A 24,956-nucleotide genomic window follows, 5' to 3' on the forward strand; every position below is an offset into this window, starting at 1 on the left:
TCAGGTCGCGGCCACTGCCATCTGATTGGAGTTTGATGACCATGAGTGTGGAAACTCAAAAGGAAACCCTGGGCTTCCAGACCGAGGTGAAGCAACTGCTGCACCTCATGATCCATTCGCTGTATTCCAACAAGGAAATTTTCCTTCGCGAATTGATCTCGAACGCCTCTGACGCTGTCGACAAATTACGTTTCGAAGCCCTGTCCAAGCCTGAACTGCTGGAAGGTGGCGCCGAACTGAAAATCCGTGTGAGCTTCGACAAGGACGCCAAGACCGTCACCCTCGAAGACAACGGCATCGGCATGAGCCGTGAATACGCGATTACCCACCTGGGGACCATCGCCAAATCCGGCACTGCTGATTTCATGAAACACCTGTCTGGCGATCAGAAGAAAGACTCGCACCTGATCGGTCAGTTTGGTGTCGGTTTCTACTCGGCCTTCATCGTCGCTGACAAAGTTGACGTGTTCAGCCGTCGTGCCGGTTCTGCTGCCAGCGAAGGCGTGCATTGGTCGTCCAAAGGTGAAGGCGATTTTGAAGTTGCCACCGTTGAGAAAGCCGAGCGCGGCACCCGTATCGTCCTGCACCTGAAATCCGGTGAAGACGAATTCGCCGATGGCTGGCGTCTGCGCAACATCATCAAGAAGTACTCCGACCACATCGCTCTGCCGATCGAGTTGCCGAAAGAAGTGGCAGCTGTCGAAGGTGAAGAGAAGCCTGCAGTTGAATGGGAAACCGTCAACCGCGCCAGCGCCCTGTGGACTCGTCCTCGCACCGAGATCAAGGACGAGGAATACCAGGAGTTCTACAAGCACATCGCTCATGACTTCGAAAATCCGCTGAGCTGGAGCCATAACAAGGTCGAAGGCAAGCTCGAATACAGCTCGCTGCTGTACGTGCCGACCCGTGCTCCGTTCGACCTGTACCAGCGTGAAGCGCCGAAAGGCCTGAAGCTCTATGTACAGCGCGTATTTGTCATGGATCAGGCCGAGTCGTTCCTGCCGCTGTACCTGCGCTTCATCAAAGGCGTGGTCGACTCCAACGACCTGTCGCTGAACGTGTCGCGGGAAATCCTGCAGAAAGACCCGATCATCGACTCCATGAAGTCGGCGCTGACCAAGCGCGTGCTGGACATGCTGGAAAAACTGGCGAAGAACGAGCCTGAGCAATACAAAGGCTTCTGGAAGAACTTCGGCCAGGTCATGAAAGAAGGCCCGGCAGAAGACTTCGCCAACAAAGAGAAAATCGCTGGCCTGCTGCGTTTCGCCTCCACTCAGGGTGAAGAAGGCGAGCAGGTTGTGGGGCTGGCCGAGTACCTGGCGCGCGCCAAGGAAGGTCAGGACAAGATCTACTACCTGACCGGCGAAACCTACGCGCAGGTCAAAAACAGCCCGCACCTGGAAGTCTTCCGCAAGAAAGGCATCGAAGTGCTGCTGCTGACCGACCGCATTGATGAGTGGCTGATGAGCTACCTCAGCGACTTCGACGGCAAGAGCTTTGTCGACGTGGCGCGCGGTGACCTGGACCTGGGCAACCTGGATTCGGAAGAAGACAAGAAAGCTGCGGAAGAAGTCGCCAAGTCCAAAGAGGGCCTGGTTGAGCGTCTGAAAACTGCACTGGGCGAATCCGTCGCCGAAGTACGGGTTTCCCACCGTCTGACCGATTCCCCGGCGATCCTGGCCATCGGCGAGCAGGACCTGGGCATGCAGATGCGTCAGATCCTCGAAGCCAGCGGTCAGAAGGTTCCGGATTCGAAGCCGATCTTCGAATTCAACCCGGCTCACCCGCTGATCGAGAAACTCGACAACGAGCAGAGCGACGAGCGCTTCGGCGACCTGTCGCACATTCTCTTCGATCAGGCGGCACTGGCAGCCGGCGACAGCTTGAAAGACCCGGCCGCGTATGTGCGCCGCCTCAACAAGCTGCTGGTTGAACTGTCGGTTTAACCGAGTTGTAAAAAAACCCGCTTCGGCGGGTTTTTTCATTCTGGTGCCTTTTACTGGGAGTTAGTCATGAGCCAAATCACTGTTCGTTCCGTCGCTTATCAGCTTGATGGCCAGTCGTATGAAAGCCGTCTGGCGTTCGATGCCGACCACAAAGGCCCGCGCCCCGGTCTGTTGATGGCGCCGAACTGGATGGGTGTCAGCGCCGGTGCCGAGGAGATCGCCAAATCGGTGGCGGCCAAGGGTTATGTGGTGTTGATCGCCGACCTGTACGGCCAGTCGGTGCGTCCACAGAATGGCGACGAGGCGGGTGCAGCGATGATGCCGCTCAAGAACGACCGCGCCTTGCTGCGCAAGCGCATGCAAGCGGCGTTCGAACAGTTGCAAGGGCAGGGCGAGGCGGCGGTTGATACCTCGAAACTGGCGAGCTTCGGTTTCTGCTTCGGCGGTTGCTGCGCACTGGAACTGGCCCGCACGGGCGCGCCGGTAAAAGCGGCGGTTTCGTTCCATGGCACGCTGGATACGCCGAACGTCAACGATGCTAAAACCATCAAGGGCTCGGTGCTGGTGTTGCACGGTGCATCCGACCCGCTGGTGCCGAAAGAGCAATTGCCGGCGTTTGAAGAGGAAATGAATGCGGCGGGCGTGGATTGGCAACTGCTGAGTTACGGCGGCGCGGTGCATTCGTTTACTGACCCGCATGCGAATGTGCCGGGCAAGATGATGTATGACGCGAAGACGGCGGCTCGGGCGTTTACTTCGATGCACAATCTGCTGGATGAAGTTTTTAAAGACTGATAGCTGATTCCGCCCTGACACTCTCGGTGTCAGGGCCGACCTCATCGCGAGCAGGCTCACTCCTACAATTGGAATGCATTCTCCCTTGTAGGAGTGAGCCTGCTCGCGATGGCGGTGTTACTGCTACCGACGATGCTAAGGCAGCTCGATCCGCTCGCTTTCCCCCGGCACCGTCGGCCAATCCCCAGCCGCCCAGCGTCGTCGCGCTTCATCGATCGCCGCCGGATCGCTCGCCACAAAATTCCAGTTGATTCGCCGCGGCCCGTCCAGCGGTGCCCCGCCAAACAGCACGGCATGACAGTCGCTCTCGGCGAACAACGTCATTTCCTCTCCGACAGGCAGCACCACCAGCGCATGCGGCTCCAGCAGCTCGCCATCAAGCTGTGCGTCGCCGCTGAGCACGTACAGTGCCCGCTCTTCATGCTCGGTCGGGATCAGCAAGGTGGTCGCCGTTTGCAGGTTCAATTCCGCATACAGCGTGGGAGAAAGCACCGGCACCGGCGATTCCAGGCAAAAGCCTGACCCGGCAATCATGCGGATCTTCACGCCAAGGTTATCGCTGACCGGCAACGTCGCCGCCGGATGATGGCTGTAGTGGCCGGGCCCCTGTTCCTGCGTCTTGGGGGAGGCGAGCCAAACCTGCAAACCGTGCATCGTGAAGCCGCTTTGCTTCAAGGTTTCAGGCGTGCGTTCAACGTGAGCAATTGCACTGCCCGCCGTCATCCAGCTGACATCGCCGGCATCGACCACCTGATCGGAGCCGAGGCTGTCCTTGTGCTGGATTTTTCCTTCGAACAAATACGTGAGGGTGGACAGGCCAATGTGCGGGTGCTGACGGATGTTCATGCCTGTTCCCGCCGCATAACGGGTTTCGAGCATGTGGTCGAAAAAGACGAAAGGCCCGACGCTGCGGCATTTGGCTGACGGCAGCGGGCGCAGAATCGGTTGGCCCTCGACATCTTCGGCGCGAGGGCGGATCACGAGTGGCGTGTTCATGGTGCATTCCAGGCTGAGCGGGTGACGCGTGGAGCATAACCCGCTTGCGCAGCCCTTGCCGCTATTGGCTGAAGGCACCTTCGGAGAGATGGGTTTCGATGCTCACCTCGGTGCTGGTCATCAGCTTGTGTACCGGGCAGCGGTCGGCCACGCGGTGCAACTCGTCGCGCTGGGCGTCGGTGAGCACGCCCTTGAGGGTCAGTTTGACGTGCAGGGCATATTTGCCTTTCTGCTCTTCGCTGTTGTCACGTTTGACTTCAACCGTGACGCCGGTCAGCGGAATGTCTTTCTTCTTTGCGTACAGCTTCAGTGTCAGGGCCTTGCAGGCACCCAGGGCCGCGTCGAAGTAGTCGTGTGGCTCAGGGGCCGAGCCTTCGCCGCCAGACGTGGTCGGCACATCGGCAAAAAGCTCGTGGTCATCGATCTGGACGCTGTGGCGAAAACCTTCGGCGGAAACGGTATTGACGGTAACGGTCATTGGGAGCCTCCCAGGCTAAAAAGTCATTCGATCAAAACAGACCTCGAAGTTATAGAGCATTCCTGACGATGCGCGTTCCACTTTCTTACCGGCTGAACCGTCTTGAGTGTGCAAAGGTCTACGTCTTTCCTGCCCCCGGAGAATGCCCGTGCCCCTGTTCCGTTTGAGCCTTTCCTGTTTGCTGGTGCTATCCAGTGCTTACGTCAATGCACGCGAATACGCCTACAGCGATGCGCACCTGCATTACGTGGACTTTTTTCAGGAAACCGCCGGCATGCCGACATTGCTCAAGGCCATGGACGACAATGCCATTGATCATGTGATGATTTCCGGGATCCCGGTGGCGAAGAAATGGCACGAAGACGAACCGAAGCGCCCGCGCTATTACGCCGGTGATGACGCCGATGCCTATTGGTACAGCGCGACGGATGTGATCGTCGCGGCAGCGGTAAACAAATTGACCCCCGAGCAGCGTCAGCGCTTTCACCCGTTCCTGTCCGGTTTCAACCCCAACGACAAAAACTCCGCAGCGCACATCCAGCGAATGCTCGATCTCAATCCGGGGCTGTGGCAGGGGATCGGCGAAGTGTTTACCCGGCACGATGACCTGACCGCGCTGACCGCTGGCGACACGCCACGGGCCAACAACGAAGCGATGACGCGGATCTATCACCTCGCGGCGGAGAACGACTTGCCGGTGATGCTGCACTCCAACATCACCTCCAAGCGTGAGAAAAATCCGCTGTACCTGTCGGAAGTCGAGGAGCCGTTGCGTAATCATCCGCATACACGATTCATTTGGGCGCACGCAGGCACCAGCGCCGAGGTCCATCGGCATCAAACCCGACTGGATTTTCTGTTGCCGACCCTGAGCCGAATGCTCGAGGCCTACCCCAATCTGTACATCGACCTGTCCTGGAGCATGCTGACGCCTTACCTGCTGGATGAGCAGGGCAAGCCTTCTGAAGCCTGGCTGGGACTGGTGGAGCGCTTCCCGGATCGCTTCATGCTCGGCTCTGATGTGGTGGGACGTTTCAACAAGCTGGGTAAGGAAATGCGCAGCTTCGACCCGTTTCTCGACGCCTTGCCTGAGCAGGTGGCGAGAAAAGTCGCGCGGGACAATTTTCTGTCGATTCTGCCGCGCAACCGTTAAGGCTGCGACGCTACCGGTTGGCTGCGCACGGTTGCGGATAGCGCATTCCCTGCCTATGTTCCTTGCGAGGCATTACTGGTGACTGGCGCACGAAGACCCGATGCCGGTTGCTGTCCATCCAGTGCGGATTCTCGCAGCGAGGTAACGACATGCCAAACGACTCCCGCCCTGCCGTGCTTGAACTGATTGGCAATACGCCGCTGGTGCGCGTCAGCCGTTTCGATACCGGCCCGTGTACGCTGTTTCTCAAACTCGAATCACAGAACCCCGGCGGTTCGATCAAGGACCGCATCGGTCTGGCGATGATCGACGCCGCCGAACGCGATGGCCGTCTGCAACCCGGCGGCACCATCGTCGAAGCCACCGCCGGCAACACCGGCCTCGGCCTGGCCTTGGTCGGCCGTGCCAAAGGCTATCGAGTGGTGCTGGTGGTGCCGGACAAAATGTCCACCGAGAAGGTGTTGCACCTCAAGGCCATGGGCGCCGAGGTGCACATCACACGTTCCGACGTCGGCAAGGGGCATCCCGATTACTATCAGGACGTGGCGGCGCGGCTGGCGCAGGAGATTCCCGATGCGTTCTTCGCCGACCAGTTCAACAACCCGGCCAATCCGCTGGCCCACGAATGCAGCACCGCGCCGGAGATCTGGGCACAGACCCAGCATGATCTGGATGCCATTGTCGTCGGCGTCGGTTCGGCCGGCACCCTGACCGGGCTGACGCGCTTCTTTCAACGCGTGCAACCGAACCTGGAAATGGTGCTGGCCGATCCGGTCGGTTCGGTGATGGCCGAGTACAGCCGCAGCGGCACCCTCGGCAAGGCCGGTTCATGGGCGGTGGAAGGCATCGGCGAAGACTTCATTCCATCGATTGCCGACCTTTCCAGCGTGCGCCACGCCTATTCGATCAGCGACGAGGAAAGCTTCGATCACGCCCGTCAACTGCTGCGCGCCGAAGGCATTCTCGGCGGTTCCTCGACTGGCACTTTGCTGGCGGCGGCGTTGCGTTACTGTCGCGAGCAGACCGAGCCGAAACGGGTGGTCAGCTTCGTCTGCGACACCGGCACCCGTTACCTGTCGAAGGTCTACAACGACCAGTGGATGAACGATCAGGGCCTGCTGCAATACAAGCGCTACGGCGATCTGCGCGACCTGATCGCGCGGCGTTTCGAGGATGGCCGCGTCATCAGCGTCGGCCCCGACGACACGCTGCTCACCGCCTTCCAGCGCATGCGCCTGGCGGATGTCTCGCAATTGCCGGTGCTGGCGGACGGCAAGCGGCTGGTCGGCGTGATCGACGAATCCGATATTCTGCTGGGCGTGCACGAAGACGCTTCGCACTTGCGCATGCCCGTAGCCAGCGCCATGACTGACAAGTTACAAACCCTGCCGGCAAACGCCAGCCTGGCCGAACTGCAGGCGGAACTCGATCGTGGGCTGGTGGCGATCATCGCCGACGCCTCGGGCTTCCATGGCCTGATTACGCGAGTCGACCTGCTTAATCACTTACGGAGATCGCTTACATGAGTCAGCACGATGAATCCGGCGCGCCCCGCGCCTTCGGCACCCGAGTGATCCATGCCGGACAGACGCCGGATCCTTCCACCGGGGCGCTGATGCCCCCGATCTACGCCAACTCCACTTACTTGCAGCAAAGCCCCGGCGTGCATAAGGGCCTCGACTATGGCCGCTCGCACAATCCGACGCGCTTTGCGCTGGAGCGTTGCGTGGCGGACCTTGAGGGCGGCACCCGGGCCTTCGCCTTTGCCTCCGGGCTGGCGGCGATTTCCACGGTGCTCGAATTGCTCGATGCCAACGCGCACATCGTCTCCGGCAACGACCTGTACGGCGGGACGTTCCGTCTGTTCGACAAAGTCCGTCAGCGCAGCGCCGGGCATCGCTTCAGCTACGTCGACCTGACCGACCTGTCCGCCTTCGAAGCGGCGTTGCAGGACGACACGCGGATGGTCTGTGTCGAGACGCCGAGCAATCCTTTGCTGCGCCTTTCTGATCTCGCCGCCATTGCGCGTATCTGTCGCGAGCGCGGCATCCTCTGTGTCGCCGACAACACCTTCGCCAGCCCGTGGATCCAGCGCCCGCTGGAGTTGGGTTTCGATATCGTGGTGCACTCGACGACCAAGTACCTGAACGGCCACTCCGACGTGATCGGCGGCATTGCGGTGGTCGGGCAGAACGCCGAACTGGCCGAGCGCCTGGGCTTTTTGCAGAACGCGGTAGGTGCCATCGCCGGGCCGTTTGACGCGTTCCTCACCCTGCGCGGCGTGAAGACCCTGGCGTTGCGCATGGAGCGTCATTGCAGTAACGCGCTGGAGCTGGCGCAATGGCTGGAGCGTCAGCCGCAAGTGGCACGCGTTTACTATCCGGGCTTGCCGTCGCACCCGCAGCACGAATTGGCGCGGCAGCAGATGCGTGGATTTGGCGGGATGATTTCCCTCGACCTGAACAGCGACCTGGCTGGCGCCAGACGCTTCCTTGAAAATGTGCAGATATTTGCCCTGGCCGAGAGCCTGGGCGGGGTGGAAAGCCTGATCGAGCATCCGGCAATCATGACGCATGCCACCATCCCCGCAGACACTCGTGCACAACTCGGGATCGGCGATGCGCTGGTGCGTTTGTCCGTGGGGGTCGAGGATGTCGAGGATCTGCGCGCTGACCTGGCTCAGGCGCTGGCGCGGATTTGACGTTCAGCAGGCATAAAAAAATCCGGAATCCCTGAGGGATTCCGGATTTTTGTTCAGACCCGGATCAGCTGCCTTTGACAGCCTTGCCGTTGACCGTACCGTCGAGGAGCATGATGTTGTACTCCTTGCCATCGGTTTCGACCTGTTGCAGGCGAACCAGCAGGTAATCCCAATCCTTGGCGAACCACAGGACGGTGATGCGCTTGCTTTGCGTCGGGTCGCGCACGCGCTCGACCTTGATCGCATCGATCTGGCCGGCCTTGGTGTCGACTTTCTCCGAACCCAGCACGCGGAAGTCATACGTATCGACTTCACCATCATCGACGACCTGATAGCTCATGCTTTTTTTGCCGGCGGCCACATCGTGTTGCAGGGCCAGCTGATAGGTGGATTTGTCGACCATGCCACGGTTCAGCGGGATCTTGACCGCATCACCGCGATCGGTGCCAGTGACCATTTTGTTGGTCCAGTCGAAGTCCAGGTCGGCTTTCTTGGCTTTACCCAGACCACCGCGTTCGAAGTGGTAGGACTGGGGCAGCAACGTGTCCTTGTCCAGGGTCAGGGTGCTTTCTTCTGTCAGGCTGGCGATCATCATCGAGGCCTTGAAGCTGAGCTTCCAGACACCGTTGGCACCCTGGGTCAGGCTGCGTTCAGCCGTGCCACTCATGGGCAGCTGCTTCCAGTCGGCGGTGTAGCTGGCGGAGAAAGGTTGAAGGTCTGCAGCCTGCGCGAAAGGCAGGGCAAACAGAGCGCAAGCGAAGAGCAGGGCGCGACGCATAAAATCTCCTAGTTTCGAATCAAGTGGCCGCTGGCCGCGAGTAACTTTCCATCCAGTAAAGCACCTTGCTCACCGAGCGATAAACGGCCTTCGGCAAACCAGCGTACAGCCATCGGGTAGATCAGGTGTTCCTGAACATGGACTCGCTGCGCCAGACTCTGCGGCGAATCGTGCAACTCTACCGGTATTACTGCCTGTACGACCAGTGGTCCGCCATCGAGTTCCTCGGTGACGAAGTGCACGGAGCAGCCATGTTCCGTGTCGCCGGCTTCCAGCGCGCGCTGATGAGTGTGTAACCCTTTGTATTTGGGTAGCAGCGAGGGATGGATGTTGAGCAGGCGACCCGCGTAGTGGCGCACGAAGTCAGCGCTGAGAATGCGCATGAAACCGGCCAGTACCACGAGTTTGGGGTTGAAGGCGTCGATCAGTTCGATCAGCGCGGCATCGAAGGCTTCGCGGCCTTCGAAAGCCTTGTGATCCAGGGAGCGGGTGTCGATACCCGCGTCCCTGGCGCGTTGTAGGCCGTAAGCGTCGGCGCGGTTGGAAATCACCGCGGCGATGCGGACCGGGCTGTCGCCGGTCCGCGTGCTGTCGATCAGGGCCTGCAAGTTACTGCCGGTGCCGGACAACAGCACCACCACATCACAGGTCTGGGACATCAATGAGCCTTGAGGTTCTTCAGTTCAACCTGGGCTGCGCCTTCGGCAGCGGTGGCGATCTGACCGATAACCCATGGCTGCTCGCCGGCTTCACGCAGGACGTTCAGGGCAGTTTCAACGTGCTCTTGAGCCACGCAGATGACCATGCCCACGCCGCAGTTCAGCACGCGGTGCATTTCGTTTTCGTCGACGTTGCCTTTCTCTTGCAGCCAGTCGAACACGGCAGGGCGGGTCCAGCTTGCGACGTCAACCACGGCTTGGGCGCCTTTTGGCAGTACGCGCGGGATGTTGTCCAGCAGGCCGCCACCGGTGATGTGGGCCATGGCTTTGACCGCGCCGGTGTCCTTGATCAGCTTGAGCAACGGTTTCACGTAGATGCGGGTCGGGGCCATCAGCAGGTCGGTCAGCGGTTTGCCGTCGAGCTGGATGTTTTCGATATCGGCACCGGAGACTTCGATGATCTTGCGGATCAGCGAGTAGCCGTTGGAGTGCGGGCCGGAAGACGGCAGGGCGAGCAGGGCATCGCCGGCAGCGACTTTCGAACCGTCGATGATTTCGGATTTTTCCACGACGCCGACGCAGAAGCCGGCCAGGTCGTAGTCTTCACCTTCGTACATGCCAGGCATTTCAGCGGTTTCGCCGCCGACCAGGGAGCAGCCGGACAGTTCACAGCCAGCGCCGATGCCGGTCACGACCTGGGTCGCGGTTTCGACGTTCAGCTTGCCGGTGGCGTAGTAGTCGAGGAAGAACAGCGGCTCGGCGCCGCAGACCACCAGGTCGTTCACGCACATGGCCACCAGGTCGATGCCGATGCTGTCGTGCTTGTTCAGGTTCAACGCCAGGCGCAGCTTGGTGCCCACGCCGTCGGTGCCGGAAACCAGTACGGGCTGCTTGTAGCCGGCCGGGATTTCGCAGAGGGCGCCGAAACCGCCCAGGCCGCCCATGACTTCCGGGCGCGCAGTGCGCTTGGCGACGCTCTTGATGCGTTCGACCAATGCTTCACCGGCGTCGATGTCTACACCGGCGTCCTTGTAGCTCAGGGAGGGTTGCTTGCTCATGATCCAGGCCTTTAGGGGGGATTCAGGGGTAACGACCGAGTCCAGTGGGACCGCTGAAATAAACGAAGGCGAGCGCCTTGCACGAATTTCAGGGTGCCCGGCTGTTGCCGGTCTGCGAAGGCGCGCGATTTTATCAGGCTTGAAGGGCAGCGGCCATCCTCACGCCGACGGCAGGGGCATATCGGCTGAAAAAAACCTTTATTGCCCGTGTTGGTCGCCGCCTCGATGGCTGTATAAGGTATCGCGATTAACCGTCTATCGTTATGACAGTGCGAAAAACTTAGTCAGATCGTGGTGAATGTTTTGCGCAGGGATGTGGTCACAGCCTTGCTCGATCATCTTCATGCGGTCTGTTCCAGCCGCTCTCGTCGTCAGGAATCTCCCATGCGTTTTTTTTCCAGATTTTTATTTGCAGGCTGTTTTTCACTGGTCAGCCTGGCGAGTCATGCCGAAACCGTCAAAGGCCTGTATCAAGTGCGCGAGCCTGTCAGCAGTCAATCGTCAGAGGAGCGCGACCAGGCGACCCAGCGCGCGCTGGACACCCTGGTGCTGCGCCTGACCGGTGATCCCAAGGCTGCGCAAAGTCCGGGGTTGGCGGCGCTGCGCAAAGACCCGCAACAGATCATCAGTCAATACGGTTTCGACGCCGGTCCGCCGGAAGTGCTGAAAGTCGATTTCGACCCGGCCAGCACCGAACAAGCCTTGCGCCGCGCCGGGTTGTCTTTGTGGGGGACGAATCGGCCGTCGATCCTGAGTTGGTGGTTGAACGACTCCGCCGAGGGATCGAGCCTGGTGGGCGATGGCCAGTCCAGCGCCGCGCCGTTGCGTCGCGCAGCCCAGCATCGTGGTCTGCCGTTGCGGTTGCCGTTGGCGGACCTGAGTGAGCAACTGGTGGCTACGGCACCCAACCTTGAAGGGGCAGATGCAACGCCGTTGCGCGCTGCCTCGGACCGTTACAACGCCGATGCCTTGCTCGCGGTGCATGCCCGGGAAGAGGGCGGCCAGTGGCAGGCCAAATGGAACATGTGGCTGGGCGACAAGAAAGAGGCGGGCAGCGTACAAGGGGCGGATCAGGCTGCTGTGGCCGATGCGGTGATGCTGGCGGTCAGTGAACGCCTGGCACCGCGGTTTGTCGTCAAGCCGGGCGCTTCGGGCGAACAATTGCTGGAAGTGCAGGGCATGAACCTGGAACGCTACGCCGCCCTTGGACGCTTGCTGGAGCCTTTTAGGGCGCGCCTGCAAACGGTTGATGGCGAGCGCATTCTCTATCGGGTCAGTGGCAGCGCCGAGCAGTTACGTTCGCAGCTGTCCCTCGCGAAGTTGCAGGAAGTTCCAGCCGGTGAGGCGCCTGCACCGGCAGCGCCTGCGCAGCCAGCCGAGGGTGCGGCGCCGGTCGTTGCACCAACCCCGGCACCGGTGCCACAGCTGAGATTCCGTTGGTAAGGTTTTCTTTCTTTATATAGATGCATATGGAGTGGTACATGGCGGATACGCGGCGTTGGTTCTGGTTGGGTGGGGTGGTTCTGCTCTGCGTGTTTGTCTGGTTGTTGCATCCGATCCTGACGCCCTTTCTGGTCGCGTTGCTGCTGGCCTATCTGTTCGATCCGCTGGTGGATCGGCTGGAAAAGGCCGGTCTGTCACGCACCTGGGGCGTAGTGGCGGTGTTTGCGCTGTTCACCTTGATCTTCACCACATTGCTGCTGGTGCTGGTGCCGATGCTCGCCAAGCAGTTATTTCGCTTGTATGAACTGGCGCCGCAGATGCTCGACTGGCTGCAGCACACTGCACTGCCGTGGGCGCAATCAAAATTCGGACTCTCGGATAACTTCTGGAAGTTCGACAAGCTCAAGGCCGCGATCAGCGAACACATGGGCCAGACCACCGACATCGTCGGGGTGGTGCTGAGTCAGGCGACGGCGTCCGGGCTGGCGTTGATCGGCTGGCTGGCGAATCTGGTGCTGATCCCTGTCGTGAGTTTCTACCTGCTGCGGGACTGGGACCTGATGATGGCCAAGATCCGCAGCCTGCTTCCCCGTGATCGTGAAGAACGCGTGGTGACCCTGGCGGGCGAATGCCATGAAGTGCTGGGGGCATTTGTGCGCGGGCAGTTGCTGGTGATGCTGGCGCTGGGCGTGATCTACGCTGCGGGCTTGATGCTGGTGGGGCTGGAGCTGGGGTTGTTGATCGGTCTGATCGCAGGCCTGGCGGCCATTGTGCCGTACATGGGGTTTGTCATCGGGATCGGCGCGGCGTTGATCGCCGGCCTGTTCCAGTTCGGTGGCGATCTGTATCCCATGATCGGCATCGTTGCGGTGTTCATGGTCGGGCAGGCACTGGAAGGCATGGTGCTGACGCCGTTGCTGGTGGGCGATCGTATCGGTCTGCACCCGGTGGCGGTGATCTTCGCGATTCTGGCGGGGGGCGAACTGTTCGGCTTTACCGGCGTGTTGCTGGCGTTGCCGGTGGCGGCGGTGATCATGGTGCTGGTGCGCCATGTGCATGATTTGTATAAGGATTCTGATATCTACAGTGGTGTCGACGAACCGGAGCTGTAAGAGTCGTTGAAGTCCTGTGGCGGGCGGCCTGGTTCCATGCCAGGTTGGCCCGTATCCCTCGCGCGGCTGTCACATGCGCCGCCAAAGAAACTGTCATGAAACCAGGGCGTTAACGCAAACCTTTGATTTTGCTTGTGGTCTGTCGCATTGTGCGACCCGCCTCACGGGTATAAACTTCGCAAACTTTACACAGAGGCCACTAACGGTTCCTTTGGAACTGTTCAGTCAGCATGAAACCGATTCAGCTGCCCCTAGGTGTGCGTCTGCGTGATGACGCTACCTTTATCAATTACTACCCAGGCGCCAATGCCGCTGCACTCGGCTATGTCGAGCGGCTATGCGAAGCCGACGCCGGCTGGACAGAAAGCCTGATTTATCTCTGGGGCAAGGACGGGGTAGGGCGCACGCACTTGTTGCAGGCCGCCTGCCTGCGCTTCGAACAACTGGGGGAGCCGGCGGTGTATCTGCCGCTGGCCGAGCTGCTGGACCGCGGCATCTCGATCCTCGACAACCTCGAACAATACGAACTGGTCTGCCTGGATGATTTGCAGGCCGTGGCCGGCCGGGCGGATTGGGAAGAGGCGTTGTTCCATCTGTTCAATCGTCTGCGCGACAGCGGTCGGCGTCTGTTGATTGCTGCATCAACCTCGCCGCGCGAACTGCCGGTGAAACTGGCTGACCTGAAATCGCGCCTGACCCTGGCACTGATCTTCCAGATGCGTCCGCTCTCTGACGAAGACAAATTGCGCGCCTTGCAACTACGTGCATCCCGTCGCGGCCTGCACCTGACCGATGAAGTCGGGCATTTTATTTTGACTCGCGGTACCCGCAGCATGAGCGCGCTTTTCGAGCTGCTTGAGCGTCTCGATCAGGCCTCCCTTCAAGCTCAGCGCAAGCTGACGATTCCTTTCCTGAAAGAAACCCTAGGCTGGTAAAACCTAAGCTTGGCGGGGGTTTTTGGCATATTTCAGGCGCCAGAAAATCCGCTTTCCTGCAGGGTGCAGGCTGCGCGAGTGTCTAAATGGGGCTTAAGCGCTTAGATGTAATCGCGAAACCGGGAAGTCACATAAAGTTCGATTGAATTTGCAAATGAGGATGATAGCGGGCATAGTCTCGGCTTCTTTACAACTATCAGCCACGGTCGTGCCCATGCTAAAGCGCTTCGCACCCCTCGTGCCTCTCGCACTCGTCACCCTGTTGTTCGGTTGCGCTGCCCACTCCCCAGTGACTCAGCAAGAGCAACAACAGCAGGTCAAGAATTCAGTTACTGCGCAGTCTTCTTCCGTTCTTTTCCAGGAAGAGCTAGCCACCGATAAAGAACTGGCAAACTTCGCCGATGGCAAGTCGTACCAGCTTCCGGTTCTGGCTGACAGCATCCTCGAGCGTGGCATGTCCCTGATCGGTACCCGTTACCGTTTCGGCGGCACCTCCGAGGCTGGCTTCGATTGCAGCGGTTTCATCGGTTATCTGTTTCGTGAAGAAGCCGGCATGAACCTGCCGCGCTCCACTCGCGAAATGATCAACGTCGACGCTCCGCTGGTAGCTCGCAGCGCGCTGAAGCCGGGTGATCTGCTGTTCTTCGCCACCAATGGTCGTCGTGGTCGTGTCAGTCACGCCGGGATCTACCTGGGTGACAACCAGTTCATCCACTCCAGCAGCCGCAAAAGCGGTGGTGTCCGGGTCGACAGCCTGGGCGACAGCTACTGGAGCAAGACCTTCATCGAAGCCAAACGTGCCCTCGCGATGGCTCCGACCGTGGTCACTGCACGCAAATAAGGCTTAACCTGTCGCCACGTGGGTGGCGACAACTAGCTCTTCGCAACGAAGTAGGCGGACACTTTGTAAGGCGAACTTAAAGTCTTACTTGAAGTTTGGCCCATAGCCGCTAGAATCCAGATCTATTATTGATGGCAAACCGCCTGCGTCCTGCGCAGGCGGTTTTCTTTTCTGCCTTCCCGGCAGAAAAAGCCGCAGCCAGATCAGGATGTTCTGCTTATGACGATGTCGGCCCGCCTCGCAATCATGTTCTTCGCAGCGCTGCTCAGCGCCTGCGCCAGTCGCACACCGCCGCCTGCGCCGGTGGTTCGTGCACCCATTGTTTTCGGTAACCCGCAACCCTTTTCCCCCGAGGCAGAAGACGTGCTGTTCCGCGCGCTGGGCCTGGTGGGCACGCCGTATCGTTGGGGGGGCAACACGCCGGATTCGGGTTTCGATTGCAGCGGCCTGATCGGTTACGTCTACCATGACGTCACCGGTATTTCCCTGCCGCGTACCACCCGCGAAATGATCAGCATGCAGGCGGCCAACGTCGGCAAGGAAGGCCTGCAAACCGGTGACTTGATCTTCTTCGCCACCAATGGCGGATCCCAGGTCAGTCATGCCGGTATCTACGTCGGTGAAGGTCGCTTCGTTCATGCGCCGGCCACTGGCGGCACGGTGAAGCTCGACAGCCTGTCCAAGGCTTACTGGCAGAAGGCTTATCTGAGCGCCAAGCGCGTTCTGCAGCCTGAACACCTGGCGCGTAATCCGTAGCGTCCTGTCCGAAGAGGTTGTCATGACCGCTCGCACTCTCAATCTCGACGATGCCCTGTATCAATACCTGCTCGACGTTTCCCTGAGGGAAACGCCGCTGCTCAAGCGCTTGCGCGACGAAACCCAGGCGATGCCAATGGCGCGCTGGCAGGTAGCGCCGGAGCAGGGGCAGTTCCTCGCGTTATTGGTCAAACTCATTGGTGCCAAGCGCTTGCTGGAAGTCGGTACATTTACCGGTTACAGCGCCCTGTGCATGGCCGCTGCATTGCCGCAGGGCGGTTCGCTGATTTGCTGCGACATTCCCGGCGACTACAACGCTATCGCACGCCGTTATTGGCAGGAAGCGGGGCTGGCCGAGCGAATTGACCTGCGGCTGGCCCCTGCACTGGAAACGCTCGCCATGCTGGATCAGCCGGAGGCGTTCGACCTGATCTTCATTGATGCCGACAAGTCCAACTATCCGAACTATCTGGAGCATGCACTGCGTCTGCTGCGCGTCGGCGGGCTGGCGGTGTTCGATAACACGCTGTGGAGTGGGCGGGTGCTTGAGGAGAATCCCGAGAGTGCAGACACCCGAGCCATCCAGGCGCTCAATCGCGCCTTGAAGAATGACGTGCGTGTGGATCTGTCGTTGTTGCCGTTGGGTGATGGGCTCACGCTCTGTCGTAAACGCTGATCCTTGTAGGAGCGAGGCTTGCCCGCGAGGGCGTCGGCACATCCAACATTGATGTTGCCTGTCCTACAGCCTTCGCGGGCAAGCCTCGCTCCTACACGGTGGCTATTTAGCGGCCGAAACGCGCCACACCTTGTTCCCCACATCATCGGCCACCAGCAAAGCGCCCTGCTGATCAATCACCACGCCTACGGGCCGACCCATGGCTTTTTCATCTTCGTTGAGGAAGCCTGTCAGTACATCAACCGGTTGACCGGTCGGCTTGCCACCCGCGAACGGGACGAAAATCACTTTATAGCCACTGTGCGGCTTGCGATTCCAGGAGCCGTGCTGGCCGATGAAGGCGCCTTCCTTGAATTGCGCGGGAAGTGTGTTGCCCTCGGCAAACGACAGGCCCAGCGATGCGGTATGTGGGCCGACCGCATAATCCGGGGCAATGGCCTTGGCCACCAGATCAGGGTTTTGCGGCTCGACGCGGATATCGACGTGCTGGCCGTAGTAGCTGAAGGGCCAGCCGTAGAACCCGCCGTCCTTCACTGACGTGATGTAGTCCGGCACCAGGTCGCTGCCGATTTCGTCGCGCTCATTGACCGCCGTCCACAGGGCGCCGGTCTGAGGTTCCCAGGCCAGGCCGTTCGGATTACGAATCCCCGAGGCGAAGATCCGGTGATTGCCGGTGGCGCGATCCACTTCCCAGATCGCCGCACGACCTTCCTCCTGATCCAGGCCGTTTTCGCCGACGTTGCTGTTGGAGCCGACGGTGACGTACAGCTTGCTCCCGTCCTTGCTGGCGATGACGTTTTTGGTCCAGTGGTGATTCAGCGTGCCGCCCGGCAGATCGACCACCTTGATCGGCTGCGACTTGATTGCGGTGTCGCCATTTTCATAATGAAAGCGCAGCAAGCGGTCGGTATCGGCGACGTACAGGTCATTGCCGACCAGGGTCATGCCGAAGGGCGAATTGAGGTTTTCCAGGAACACCGTGCGGGTTTCGGCGATGCCGTCGTGGTCCTTGTCCCGCAGCAGCGTGATGCGGTTGGGGCTAGGGACGCCGGCGCCGGCACGGCCCATGACTTTGCCCATCACCCAGCCGCGAATGCCTTTGCCGTCATCGGGTTTGGGAGGGGCATTGGTTTCCGCCACCAATACATCGCCGTTGGGCAGCACGTAGAGCCAGCGCGGGTGATCGAGCCCTTCGGCAAATGCCGCTACCTGAGTGCCTGCCGCAGCGGTGGGTTTTGCACCCTCCGGCCAGCCGATCGCCGGGGCGATATTCACCGTCGGGATCAGGGTCTTGTTCGGCTCGGGCAGCTTGGGTGACGGGCCGGTGCCGTCGGAGACTTGCAGGCTGGAGGTTTCACCACAGGCGGCGAGCCCTCCGGCGAGCGCGATGACGAGAACGAGCTGAGGCTTGCGCATGCTGGACTTCCCTATGAATGCATTGACTTAGTCATAGAGAAGCTTAGACGCGCGATGGTTCAACCGGTCAGCCGCGGGCTTCCTTGAGCAGCACGGCGATGCCGGGGTGATAGTGACCGGCTTCGTTGCGCAACTTGCGATAGGCGTACGGGAAATACCAGGCCACGGCGCAGCTGTGTTCCTTTTGCAGGTCGTCGACCATGTCCTGGAGTTCTTCCGGGGTCGCGCTCTGCTGGGCCTTTTGTGGCGCAACGAACAGGCAGCCGAGTTTCAGGTCGCTGGCGTAGCTGATGCGTTTGGCGTCGCTGGTGATGTCCTGCAGCGCCTGGCTCAGGTTCAGGCTGTTGACCTTCGGCCAGCGTTGAGTGGCCTGAAGGTAGGCGCGTTCTTCGGCGGTGGCGATAAACAGGTCGGCGCGGCTGTTGCGTTCGCCTTCTTCGTTCTGTTTACGGGTCGGCGTTTGTTGCAGCGTGACCATTTCCGCCATCCAGGCCGCGGCGCAGAGCAGGCCAAGGTTGGCTTTCTCGTCGTACCAATAAGGCGTGTCGTTATCGCCGCGCACGGCGTTAAAGCGGTCGATACAGTCAAACCAGCGTTCCAGCACCGGTCGCAGGAATTCCAGCTTCGGATTACTGATGATCATGCCTTGCATGTCGCTCACCCTTGTAATTGTGTTGTTGGGTTTATGGCGCTTTGATATCACTGCTGGCAGTATGGCGCAAGATTGACGTCAGGTTATTGATGGGCGGCAGTCTATCGAGAATCCGTGCCCTGTCTTCAATTGACGCTCCCCCCCCAACCCTCTAACCTTCGCGGCTTGTTTCAGGTGCTCTGTGGCGAAGCCGACAGAGTGAAACAGGGAAGCCGGTGAGTGACTCTCTTCAAGCGACGAAGAGTCATGATCCCGGCGCTGCCCCCGCAACGGTAAATGAGTAAAGACTGCGTCTTGAGCCACTGTGTCGACTGTCGATATGGGAAGGCGCGCAGTCCGGCGCAAGCCGCTCATGAGCCCGGAGACCGGCCTGATTCATCCAACGGCATCACGGTGGGCGATGCCAGGCTTGTTGCCGTCTATTCTTGTGCCTGCCCGCCGTTATCCAGCCTCAACGGAGAGCTCCCCATGACTGATTCCCCTGATCGTGACGAACGCCACCTGGCGCGCATGCAGCGCAAAAAAGCGGTGATCGACGAACGCATCGCCAACTCCCCGAACGAGTGCGGCCTGCTGCTGGTGCTGACCGGCAACGGCAAAGGCAAGAGCAGCTCGGCCTTCGGCATGCTCGCCCGGTCCATGGGCCACGGCATGCAGTGCGGCGTGGTGCAGTTCATCAAGGGCCGTAACAGCACCGGCGAAGAGCTGTTCTTCCGCCGCTTTCCGGAGCAGGTGCGTTTTCATGTGATGGGCGAGGGCTTCACTTGGGAAACCCAGGACCGCCAGCGTGACATCGCCGCCGCCGAGGCCGCATGGGCGGTGTCCCAGGAACTGCTGCGTGACCCGTCGATCGGTCTGGTGGTGCTGGATGAGTTGAACATCGCCCTCAAGCACGGCTACCTCGACCTCGATCAGGTACTCAGTGATTTGCAGGCGCGTCCGCCGATGCAACACGTGGTGGTCACCGGTCGCGGCGCCAAGCCAGAGATGATCGAACTGGCCGACACAGTCACCGACATGGGCGTGATCAAGCACGCGTTCCAGGCCGGCATCAAAGCGCAAAAAGGCGTCGAGTTGTGAGCCGCACTTTATGAATAGTCATCGTCATTGCCCGGCGGTATTGATTGCCGCGCCGGCCTCCGGTCAGGGCAAGACCACCGTCACCGCTGCGCTGGCCCGTTTGCACCGCAATCAGGGGCGCAAGGTCCGCGTGTTCAAATGTGGCCCGGACTTTCTCGACCCGATGATTCTCGAGCGCGCCAGCGGTGCGCCGGTGTATCAACTGGACATGTGGATGGTCGGCGAGCAGGAAAGTCGTCGTCTGTTATGGGAAGCGGCCGGGGAAGCCGACCTGATCCTGATAGAAGGCGTCATGGGCCTGTTCGACGGCACGCCGTCCAGTGCCGACCTGGCGCGGCACTTCGGTGTGCCGGTGCTCGGCGTGATCGACGGCACGGCCATGGCGCAGACCTTTGGTGCGTTGGCGCTGGGGTTGGCGAAGTATCAGCCGGACTTGCCGTTTGCCGGTGTACTGGCCAACCGCGTGGGCACGCTGCGTCATGCGCAATTGCTCGAAGGCAGCCTGACGGAAGGCTTGCGCTGGTACGGCGCCTTGTCGCGGGAAACCGCGATCGAATTGCCCAGTCGGCACCTCGGTCTGGTCCAGGCCAGCGAGTTGAATGATCTGGACCTGCGCCTCGATGCGGCGGCCGAATCGCTGGCCAGCAGTTGCGATGTGGCGCTGCCGCCTGCCGTGGAGTTCGCCGGGCCCGACGTGATCGCCGCCGAGCCTTTGCTTAAAGGCATCCGAATTGCCGTGGCCCGTGATGAAGCGTTTGCCTTCACCTACGGCGCGAGCCTGGACTTGTTGCGGGCCATGGGCGCCGAGCTGCTGTTCTTCTCGCCGATCCGCGATGCTGATCTACCGGAAGCTGACAGCCTTTATCTGCCGGGCGGTTATCCGGAACTGCACCATGTGGCGCTGTCACAGAACACCTCGATGCTCGACGCGATCCGCGCCCATCATGCCGCAGGCAAACCGTTGCTGGCCGAGTGCGGCGGGATGTTGTACCTGCTCGATTCGTTGACTGATGTCGAGGGTACTCGCGCCGAACTGGTGGGCTTGCTCAAAGGTGATGCGGTGATGCAAAAGCGTCTGGCCGCGCTGGCGTTGCAAGCGGTTGAGTTGCCGGAAGGTTCACTGCGTGGGCACACCTATCACCATTCGTTGACCAGCACCGAACTTGAGCCGATTGCCCGTGGACTCAGTCCGAACGGCGGGCGTGGGGCGGAGGCGGTTTACCGTGAGGGGCGGATGACCGCCTCTTATGTGCATTTTTATTTTCCGTCCAACCCCACCGCAGTCGCCGCGCTTTTTGCGCCTGACCTTGATGCCGTCTTCGCGAGCAGGCCGAATCGTCGCACCGTCGCTCCTACAATGGATCACCTAACCCCTGTAGGAGCGAGCCTGCTCGCGAAGAGGCCATGACCGACAACGCATTCTCCGAAGCCGAACGCGAAGCGGTCTACCGAGTCATCGCCGAACGTCGCGACATGCGCCACTTCAGCGGCGGCACCGTCGAGCCCGAGTTATTGCGGCGTCTGCTCGAAGCCGCCCACCAGGCCCCGAGCGTCGGACTGATGCAGCCCTGGCGCTTCATCCGCATCAGCGACCGGGCCCTGCGAGGCAACATCCAGCGACTGGTGGAAGAAGAACGCATCCGCACCGCCGAAGCCCTCGGCGAGCGCACTGACGAATTCATGAAGCTCAAGGTCGAAGGCATCAACGACTGCGCCGAGGTGTTGGTCGCCGCGCTCATGGACGATCGCGAGCGCCACATCTTCGGTCGTCGCACCTTGCCGGAAATGGACATGGCCTCGCTGTCCTGCGCGATCCAGAACCTCTGGCTGGCCTCCCGCGCCGAAGGTCTGGGCTTGGGCTGGGTGTCGCTGTTCGAACCGCAAGCGCTGGCGGACCTGCTGGGTTTGCCACCCGGGGCCAAGCCGTTGGCGGTTCTTTGCCTCGGCCCGGTCAAGGAATTCTATGCGGCGCCGATGCTGGTACTCGAAGGGTGGGCGCAGGCGCGTCCGCTCAGTGAGTTGCTGTATGAAAATTATTGGGGAGTGAGTCAATGAGTGTGGCGTTATTGAGCGTCGCCGCGGTTGCGCTGGACGCGCTGCTGGGTGAACCCAAACGCTGGCATCCGCTGGTGGCGTTCGGCCGTTTTGCCGACCGCATCGAGCAACGTTTCAACGGTGAGGGACGTGGCTGGCGCAGCCATGGCGTCACCGCGTGGGTGATCGCGGTCGTGCCGCTGACCTTGCTCGCCACGGCTTTTTCCTGGGCACCATATGTGGGCTGGATTGTCGAGATTCTCGCGCTCTATTGCGCCCTCGGCATGCGTAGCCTCGGTGAGCACGTCGAGCCGGTGGCCAAGGCTTTGCGCAGCGATGATCTGGACGAAGCCCGCAAGCGCGTGGGTTATTTGGTCAGCCGTCAGACCAGTGAACTGGATCAAACCGAAGTGGCCCGTGCCGCCACTGAATCTGTCCTGGAGAACGGCAGCGACGCAGTATTTGCTGCGCTGTTCTGGTTTGCCGTGGCCGGTGCACCCGGTGTGGTGCTCTATCGCTTGAGTAACACCCTCGATGCCATGTGGGGTTACCGCAACGAACGCTTCGAACGTTTCGGTTGGGCGGCGGCGAAGATCGACGATGTCCTCAACTACCTGCCTGCTCGCCTGGTGGCGTTGACCTACGCGCTGCTGGGCAAAACCCGGCTGGCCTTGAAATGCTGGCGCACCCAGGGCCCGACCTGGGACAGCCCCAACGCCGGGCCCGTCATGGCGGCCGGTGCCGGTGCGCTCGGCGTCGAGTTGGGCGGGGCGGCGATCTATCACGGTGAGTTGCATCAGCGTCCGCAACTGGGCGAAGGCGTGCCGGCGGATGCCGATTCCATCGACCGTGGCTGGCAATTGGTTCAGCGCGGGGTATGGTTATGGCTGCTGATTCTCTGCGTGGGAGCTGAATTCTATGCTTGAGCACGGAGGTCGCCTGCGCAAGGCCGCGCTCGAATACGGCATTGCCGAAGCTGACTGGCTGGACCTGTCCAGCGGCCTCGCGCCGTGGCCCTTCCCGATCCCGGACATTCCGTTGCGCGCCTGGGCGCGCTTGCCGGAAACCGATGATGGTCTGGAGCAGGCCGCTTGCGATTATTACGGCACCGGACAGGTGCTGCCGGTGGCCGGTTCGCAAATGGCCATCCAGTTACTGCCGCGTTTGCGTCGGGCCGGTAAGGTCGGCGTGCTGTCGCCGTGTTACGCCGAACACGCGCACGCATGGCGCAGCAATGGTTACATCGTGCGCGAGGTGCTGGAGCAGGAAGTCGACTTCTATATCGACAGCCTCGACGTGCTGGTGGTGGTCAACCCGAACAACCCGACAGGTTTGAGCCTGAGCCCGAGTCGCTTGCTCGACTGGCATGCCCGACTGGCCTCGCGCGGCGGCTGGCTGGTGGTGGACGAAGCGTTCATGGACAACACGCCGGCGTTGAGCCTCGCGCCGTTTGCCCATCAGGTCGGCCTGATCGTGCTACGTTCCTTCGGCAAGTTTTTTGGCTTGGCCGGTGTGCGGTTGGGCTTTGTGCTGGCTGAGCGCAAGTTGCTCAAGTTGCTCGCCGAGCAGGTGGGCCCGTGGGCGGTCAGCGGGCCGACACGGGTGTTGGGCCAAGCCTGTTTGCTGGACACCGAAGGCCATGCAAGGCAGCGCGCGCGCAGCGAAGAGGCCGGCAAACGCCTGGCACTTTTGCTTGGGCAGTATGGTTTGCAGCCGCAGGGTGGCTGCGCCTTGTTTCAATGGCTGATGACCGAGCATGCCGAAGCGCTTCACGAGTTCATGGCCAGGCGCGGCATCTTGCTGCGGCTGTTCGCCCACAACAGCAGCGTGCGTTTCGGCTTGCCGGCGGATGAAGCCGATTGGCTGCGTCTTGAGCAAGCGCTTCAAGCCTTCGTGAAGGAAGCCCAATGACAACATTGATGGTACAGGGCACCACCTCCGACGCCGGTAAAAGCACGCTGGTGACGGCGTTGTGTCGCTGGGTCACGCGTCAGGGCGTGCGCGTCGTGCCGTTCAAGCCGCAGAACATGGCCCTCAACAGTGCCGTGACCGCCGACGGCGGCGAGATCGGCCGCGCCCAGGCGGTGCAGGCCCAGGCGGCCAACCTGGAACCGCACACTGACATGAATCCGGTGCTGCTCAAGCCCAACAGCGACACCGGCGCCCAGGTCATCATCCATGGTCGCGCGGTCACGACCATGAACGCCGTCGCCTATCACGACTACAAAGCCATCGCCATGCAAGCCGTGCTGGCTTCCCATGAACGATTGAGCGCGGCGTATCCGGTGGTCATGGTCGAAGGCGCGGGCTCGCCGGCCGAGATCAATCTGCGTGCCGGCGACATTGCCAACATGGGCTTTGCCGAAGCGGTGGATTGTCCGGTGGTGTTGATCGCCGACATCAATCGTGGCGGGGTGTTCGCGCATCTGGTGGGCACACTGGAACTGCTGTCGCCGACCGAGCAGGCGCGGGTCAAAGGCTTCATCATCAACCGTTTTCGCGGTGACCTCGCCTTGCTGCAACCCGGCCTCGATTGGCTGGAAGCGCGCACCGGCAAACCGGTGATCGGCGTGCTGCCGTATGTGATGGATTTGCACCTGGAAGCCGAGGACGGCATCGATCAGCGCCAGGCCGACAAGGCTGAACGCGTGCTCAAAGTGCTGGTGCCGGTGCTGCCGCGCATCAGCAACCACACCGATTTCGATCCGCTGCGCCTGCATCCGCAAGTCGACCTGCAATTCATCGGCCCCGGCCAGGCAATCCCGCCGGCTGATCTGATCATTCTTCCCGGCTCGAAAAGTGTGCGCAGTGATCTTGCGTACCTGCGGGCCAATGGTTGGGACACGGCCATCAATCGCCATCTGCGTTATGGCGGAAAAGTGCTGGGGATTTGCGGCGGTCTGCAGATGCTCGGTGAGCAGGTGCACGATCCGCTGGGCCTCGAAGGCGCGCCGGGTTCCAGTGCTGGCCTGGGCTTGCTGGCGTTCGAAACACAGCTCGAAGAAGAGAAGCAATTGCGCAATGTGCGCGGTCGTCTGGCGCTGGAGGATGCGCAGGTCAGTGGCTATGAAATCCATGCCGGGGTGACCACCGGGCCAGCGCTGGAAAACGCTGCGGTGCAGCTGGACGATGGTCGCTGCGATGGCGCGCAAAGTGTTGACGGGCAGATTTTCGGCACCTACCTGCATGGCCTGTTTGAATCCCCGGCGGCGTGCAGTGCGCTGCTGCGCTGGGCGGGTTTGCAGGAGGTGCAGGACGTGGATTACCACGGGTTGCGCGAGCGGGATATCGAGCGGTTGGCGGATCTGGTGGAGAAGCATTTGGATACCGCGTTGTTGCGTGAGCTCTGCGGTTTTTGAGAGGACGCTTTCGCGGGTAAGCCTCGCTCCTACAAGGTCAAGAGCGGCTCAGCCCTGTAGGAGCGAGGCTTGTCCGCGAATAGGCCAG

The 24,956-nt window shown here is 60.9% G+C and carries 24 protein-coding genes and 1 riboswitch; of the genes, 17 read left to right on the forward strand and 7 right to left on the reverse strand.

Annotation, left to right across the window (positions count from 1 at the left end):
* Positions 1-41: 41 nt before the first annotated feature.
* Positions 42-1,946, forward strand: a complete 1,905-nt coding sequence (gene htpG, locus FHL16_RS26835; RefSeq protein ID WP_077749805.1) for a molecular chaperone HtpG — start codon at positions 42-44, stop codon at positions 1,944-1,946.
* A gap of 66 nt (positions 1,947-2,012) precedes the next feature.
* Positions 2,013-2,741, forward strand: coding sequence for a dienelactone hydrolase family protein (locus tag FHL16_RS26840; protein ID WP_077749775.1), 729 nt, complete (start codon positions 2,013-2,015; stop codon positions 2,739-2,741).
* A gap of 135 nt (positions 2,742-2,876) precedes the next feature.
* Here FHL16_RS26840 and FHL16_RS26845 read toward each other — a convergent pair whose 3' ends face one another.
* Entirely contained in the window at positions 2,877-3,737 is an 861-nt protein-coding gene (locus FHL16_RS26845; RefSeq protein WP_077749776.1) for a pirin family protein, read from the reverse strand.
* Positions 3,738-3,798: 61 nt separating this feature from the next.
* A complete protein-coding gene (locus FHL16_RS26850; protein ID WP_010456822.1) occupies positions 3,799-4,215 on the reverse strand; it encodes an OsmC family protein in 417 nt (138 codons plus the stop codon).
* Positions 4,216-4,357: 142 nt separating this feature from the next.
* Between FHL16_RS26850 and FHL16_RS26855 the strand changes: the two genes are divergently transcribed.
* The 3 genes from FHL16_RS26855 to FHL16_RS26865 all read left to right on the forward strand — a co-directional run bounded on the left by FHL16_RS26855 (position 4,358) and on the right by FHL16_RS26865 (position 8,069).
* A complete protein-coding gene (locus tag FHL16_RS26855) occupies positions 4,358-5,368 on the forward strand; it encodes an amidohydrolase family protein (protein ID WP_077749777.1) in 1,011 nt (336 codons plus the stop codon).
* 149 nt (positions 5,369-5,517) lie between these two features.
* Positions 5,518-6,894: a pyridoxal-phosphate dependent enzyme gene (locus tag FHL16_RS26860; protein WP_077749778.1), complete on the forward strand. Its 1,377-nt coding sequence runs from the start codon at positions 5,518-5,520 to the stop codon at positions 6,892-6,894.
* A complete protein-coding gene (locus FHL16_RS26865) occupies positions 6,891-8,069 on the forward strand; it encodes a trans-sulfuration enzyme family protein (protein WP_077749779.1) in 1,179 nt (392 codons plus the stop codon). Before FHL16_RS26860 ends, FHL16_RS26865 begins: the two co-directional genes overlap by 4 nt.
* Positions 8,070-8,133: 64 nt before the next feature.
* Here the strand turns inward: FHL16_RS26865 and FHL16_RS26870 are convergent, their stop codons facing one another.
* Genes FHL16_RS26870 through purM form a run of 3 tightly spaced genes read right to left on the reverse strand, consistent with a single transcriptional unit; the run spans position 8,134 to position 10,564 of the window.
* Positions 8,134-8,847, reverse strand: coding sequence for a DUF3108 domain-containing protein (locus tag FHL16_RS26870; RefSeq protein WP_077749780.1), 714 nt, complete (start codon positions 8,845-8,847; stop codon positions 8,134-8,136).
* A gap of 8 nt (positions 8,848-8,855) precedes the next feature.
* A complete protein-coding gene (purN, locus tag FHL16_RS26875; protein WP_077749781.1) occupies positions 8,856-9,506 on the reverse strand; it encodes a phosphoribosylglycinamide formyltransferase in 651 nt (216 codons plus the stop codon).
* Entirely contained in the window at positions 9,506-10,564 is a 1,059-nt protein-coding gene (purM, locus tag FHL16_RS26880; protein WP_010456810.1) for a phosphoribosylformylglycinamidine cyclo-ligase, read from the reverse strand. Before purM ends, purN begins: the two co-directional genes overlap by 1 nt.
* 384 nt (positions 10,565-10,948) lie before the next feature.
* Between purM and FHL16_RS26885 the strand changes: the two genes are divergently transcribed.
* From FHL16_RS26885 to FHL16_RS26910, 6 genes are all read left to right on the forward strand, one after another.
* Positions 10,949-12,007 (forward strand): DUF2066 domain-containing protein, encoded by a 1,059-nt coding sequence (locus tag FHL16_RS26885; protein WP_077749782.1) that lies wholly within the window; start codon positions 10,949-10,951, stop codon positions 12,005-12,007.
* A gap of 38 nt (positions 12,008-12,045) precedes the next feature.
* Positions 12,046-13,119, forward strand: coding sequence for an AI-2E family transporter (locus tag FHL16_RS26890; RefSeq protein WP_077749783.1), 1,074 nt, complete (start codon positions 12,046-12,048; stop codon positions 13,117-13,119).
* 230 nt (positions 13,120-13,349) lie between these two features.
* Complete coding sequence (gene hda / locus FHL16_RS26895) at positions 13,350-14,054, forward strand: DnaA regulatory inactivator Hda (protein WP_010456804.1); 705 nt, start codon at positions 13,350-13,352, stop codon at positions 14,052-14,054.
* Positions 14,055-14,268: 214 nt separating this feature from the next.
* Positions 14,269-14,895, forward strand: coding sequence for a C40 family peptidase (locus FHL16_RS26900; protein WP_010456802.1), 627 nt, complete (start codon positions 14,269-14,271; stop codon positions 14,893-14,895).
* Positions 14,896-15,114: 219 nt separating this feature from the next.
* Complete coding sequence (locus FHL16_RS26905; RefSeq protein WP_010456801.1) at positions 15,115-15,651, forward strand: C40 family peptidase; 537 nt, start codon at positions 15,115-15,117, stop codon at positions 15,649-15,651.
* Positions 15,652-15,673: 22 nt separating this feature from the next.
* The gene (locus tag FHL16_RS26910) at positions 15,674-16,327 is read left to right on the forward strand and encodes an O-methyltransferase (protein WP_077749784.1); all 654 of its coding nucleotides are present in this window, start codon (positions 15,674-15,676) and stop codon (positions 16,325-16,327) included.
* A 102-nt stretch (positions 16,328-16,429) separates the two neighbouring features.
* Here the strand turns inward: FHL16_RS26910 and FHL16_RS26915 are convergent, their stop codons facing one another.
* Positions 16,430-17,743 (reverse strand): PQQ-dependent sugar dehydrogenase, encoded by a 1,314-nt coding sequence (locus FHL16_RS26915; RefSeq protein WP_077749785.1) that lies wholly within the window; start codon positions 17,741-17,743, stop codon positions 16,430-16,432.
* A gap of 67 nt (positions 17,744-17,810) precedes the next feature.
* Positions 17,811-18,395 (reverse strand): hypothetical protein, encoded by a 585-nt coding sequence (locus tag FHL16_RS26920; protein ID WP_077749786.1) that lies wholly within the window; start codon positions 18,393-18,395, stop codon positions 17,811-17,813.
* A gap of 155 nt (positions 18,396-18,550) precedes the next feature.
* A riboswitch (cobalamin riboswitch) is annotated at positions 18,551-18,783 on the forward strand.
* Between the two features lie 80 nt (positions 18,784-18,863).
* On the opposite strand from FHL16_RS26920, the gene cobO reads away from it, so the two are divergent.
* The 6 genes from cobO to FHL16_RS26950 are packed head-to-tail and all read left to right on the forward strand — an operon-like array spanning position 18,864 to position 24,868.
* Positions 18,864-19,475 (forward strand): cob(I)yrinic acid a,c-diamide adenosyltransferase, encoded by a 612-nt coding sequence (gene cobO, locus FHL16_RS26925; protein ID WP_077749787.1) that lies wholly within the window; start codon positions 18,864-18,866, stop codon positions 19,473-19,475.
* A 10-nt stretch (positions 19,476-19,485) separates the two neighbouring features.
* A complete protein-coding gene (locus tag FHL16_RS26930) occupies positions 19,486-20,883 on the forward strand; it encodes a cobyrinate a,c-diamide synthase (protein ID WP_077749788.1) in 1,398 nt (465 codons plus the stop codon).
* On the forward strand, positions 20,880-21,530 hold the full coding sequence (gene bluB / locus FHL16_RS26935) for a 5,6-dimethylbenzimidazole synthase (RefSeq protein ID WP_077749789.1): 651 nt from the start codon (positions 20,880-20,882) through the stop codon (positions 21,528-21,530). Before FHL16_RS26930 ends, bluB begins: the two co-directional genes overlap by 4 nt.
* On the forward strand, positions 21,527-22,435 hold the full coding sequence (gene cbiB, locus FHL16_RS26940) for an adenosylcobinamide-phosphate synthase CbiB (RefSeq protein WP_010456786.1): 909 nt from the start codon (positions 21,527-21,529) through the stop codon (positions 22,433-22,435). Before bluB ends, cbiB begins: the two co-directional genes overlap by 4 nt.
* Complete coding sequence (gene cobD, locus FHL16_RS26945) at positions 22,428-23,420, forward strand: threonine-phosphate decarboxylase CobD (protein WP_010456784.1); 993 nt, start codon at positions 22,428-22,430, stop codon at positions 23,418-23,420. Before cbiB ends, cobD begins: the two co-directional genes overlap by 8 nt.
* Positions 23,417-24,868: a cobyric acid synthase gene (locus FHL16_RS26950; RefSeq protein ID WP_077749790.1), complete on the forward strand. Its 1,452-nt coding sequence runs from the start codon at positions 23,417-23,419 to the stop codon at positions 24,866-24,868. The genes cobD and FHL16_RS26950 overlap by 4 nt, the downstream gene beginning before the upstream one ends.
* Positions 24,869-24,956 lie beyond the last annotated feature (88 nt).

It is taken from the genome of Pseudomonas sp. FSL W5-0299 (assembly GCF_005930655.1).
Taxonomy (GTDB): Bacteria; Pseudomonadota; Gammaproteobacteria; order Pseudomonadales; family Pseudomonadaceae; genus Aquipseudomonas; species Aquipseudomonas mandelii.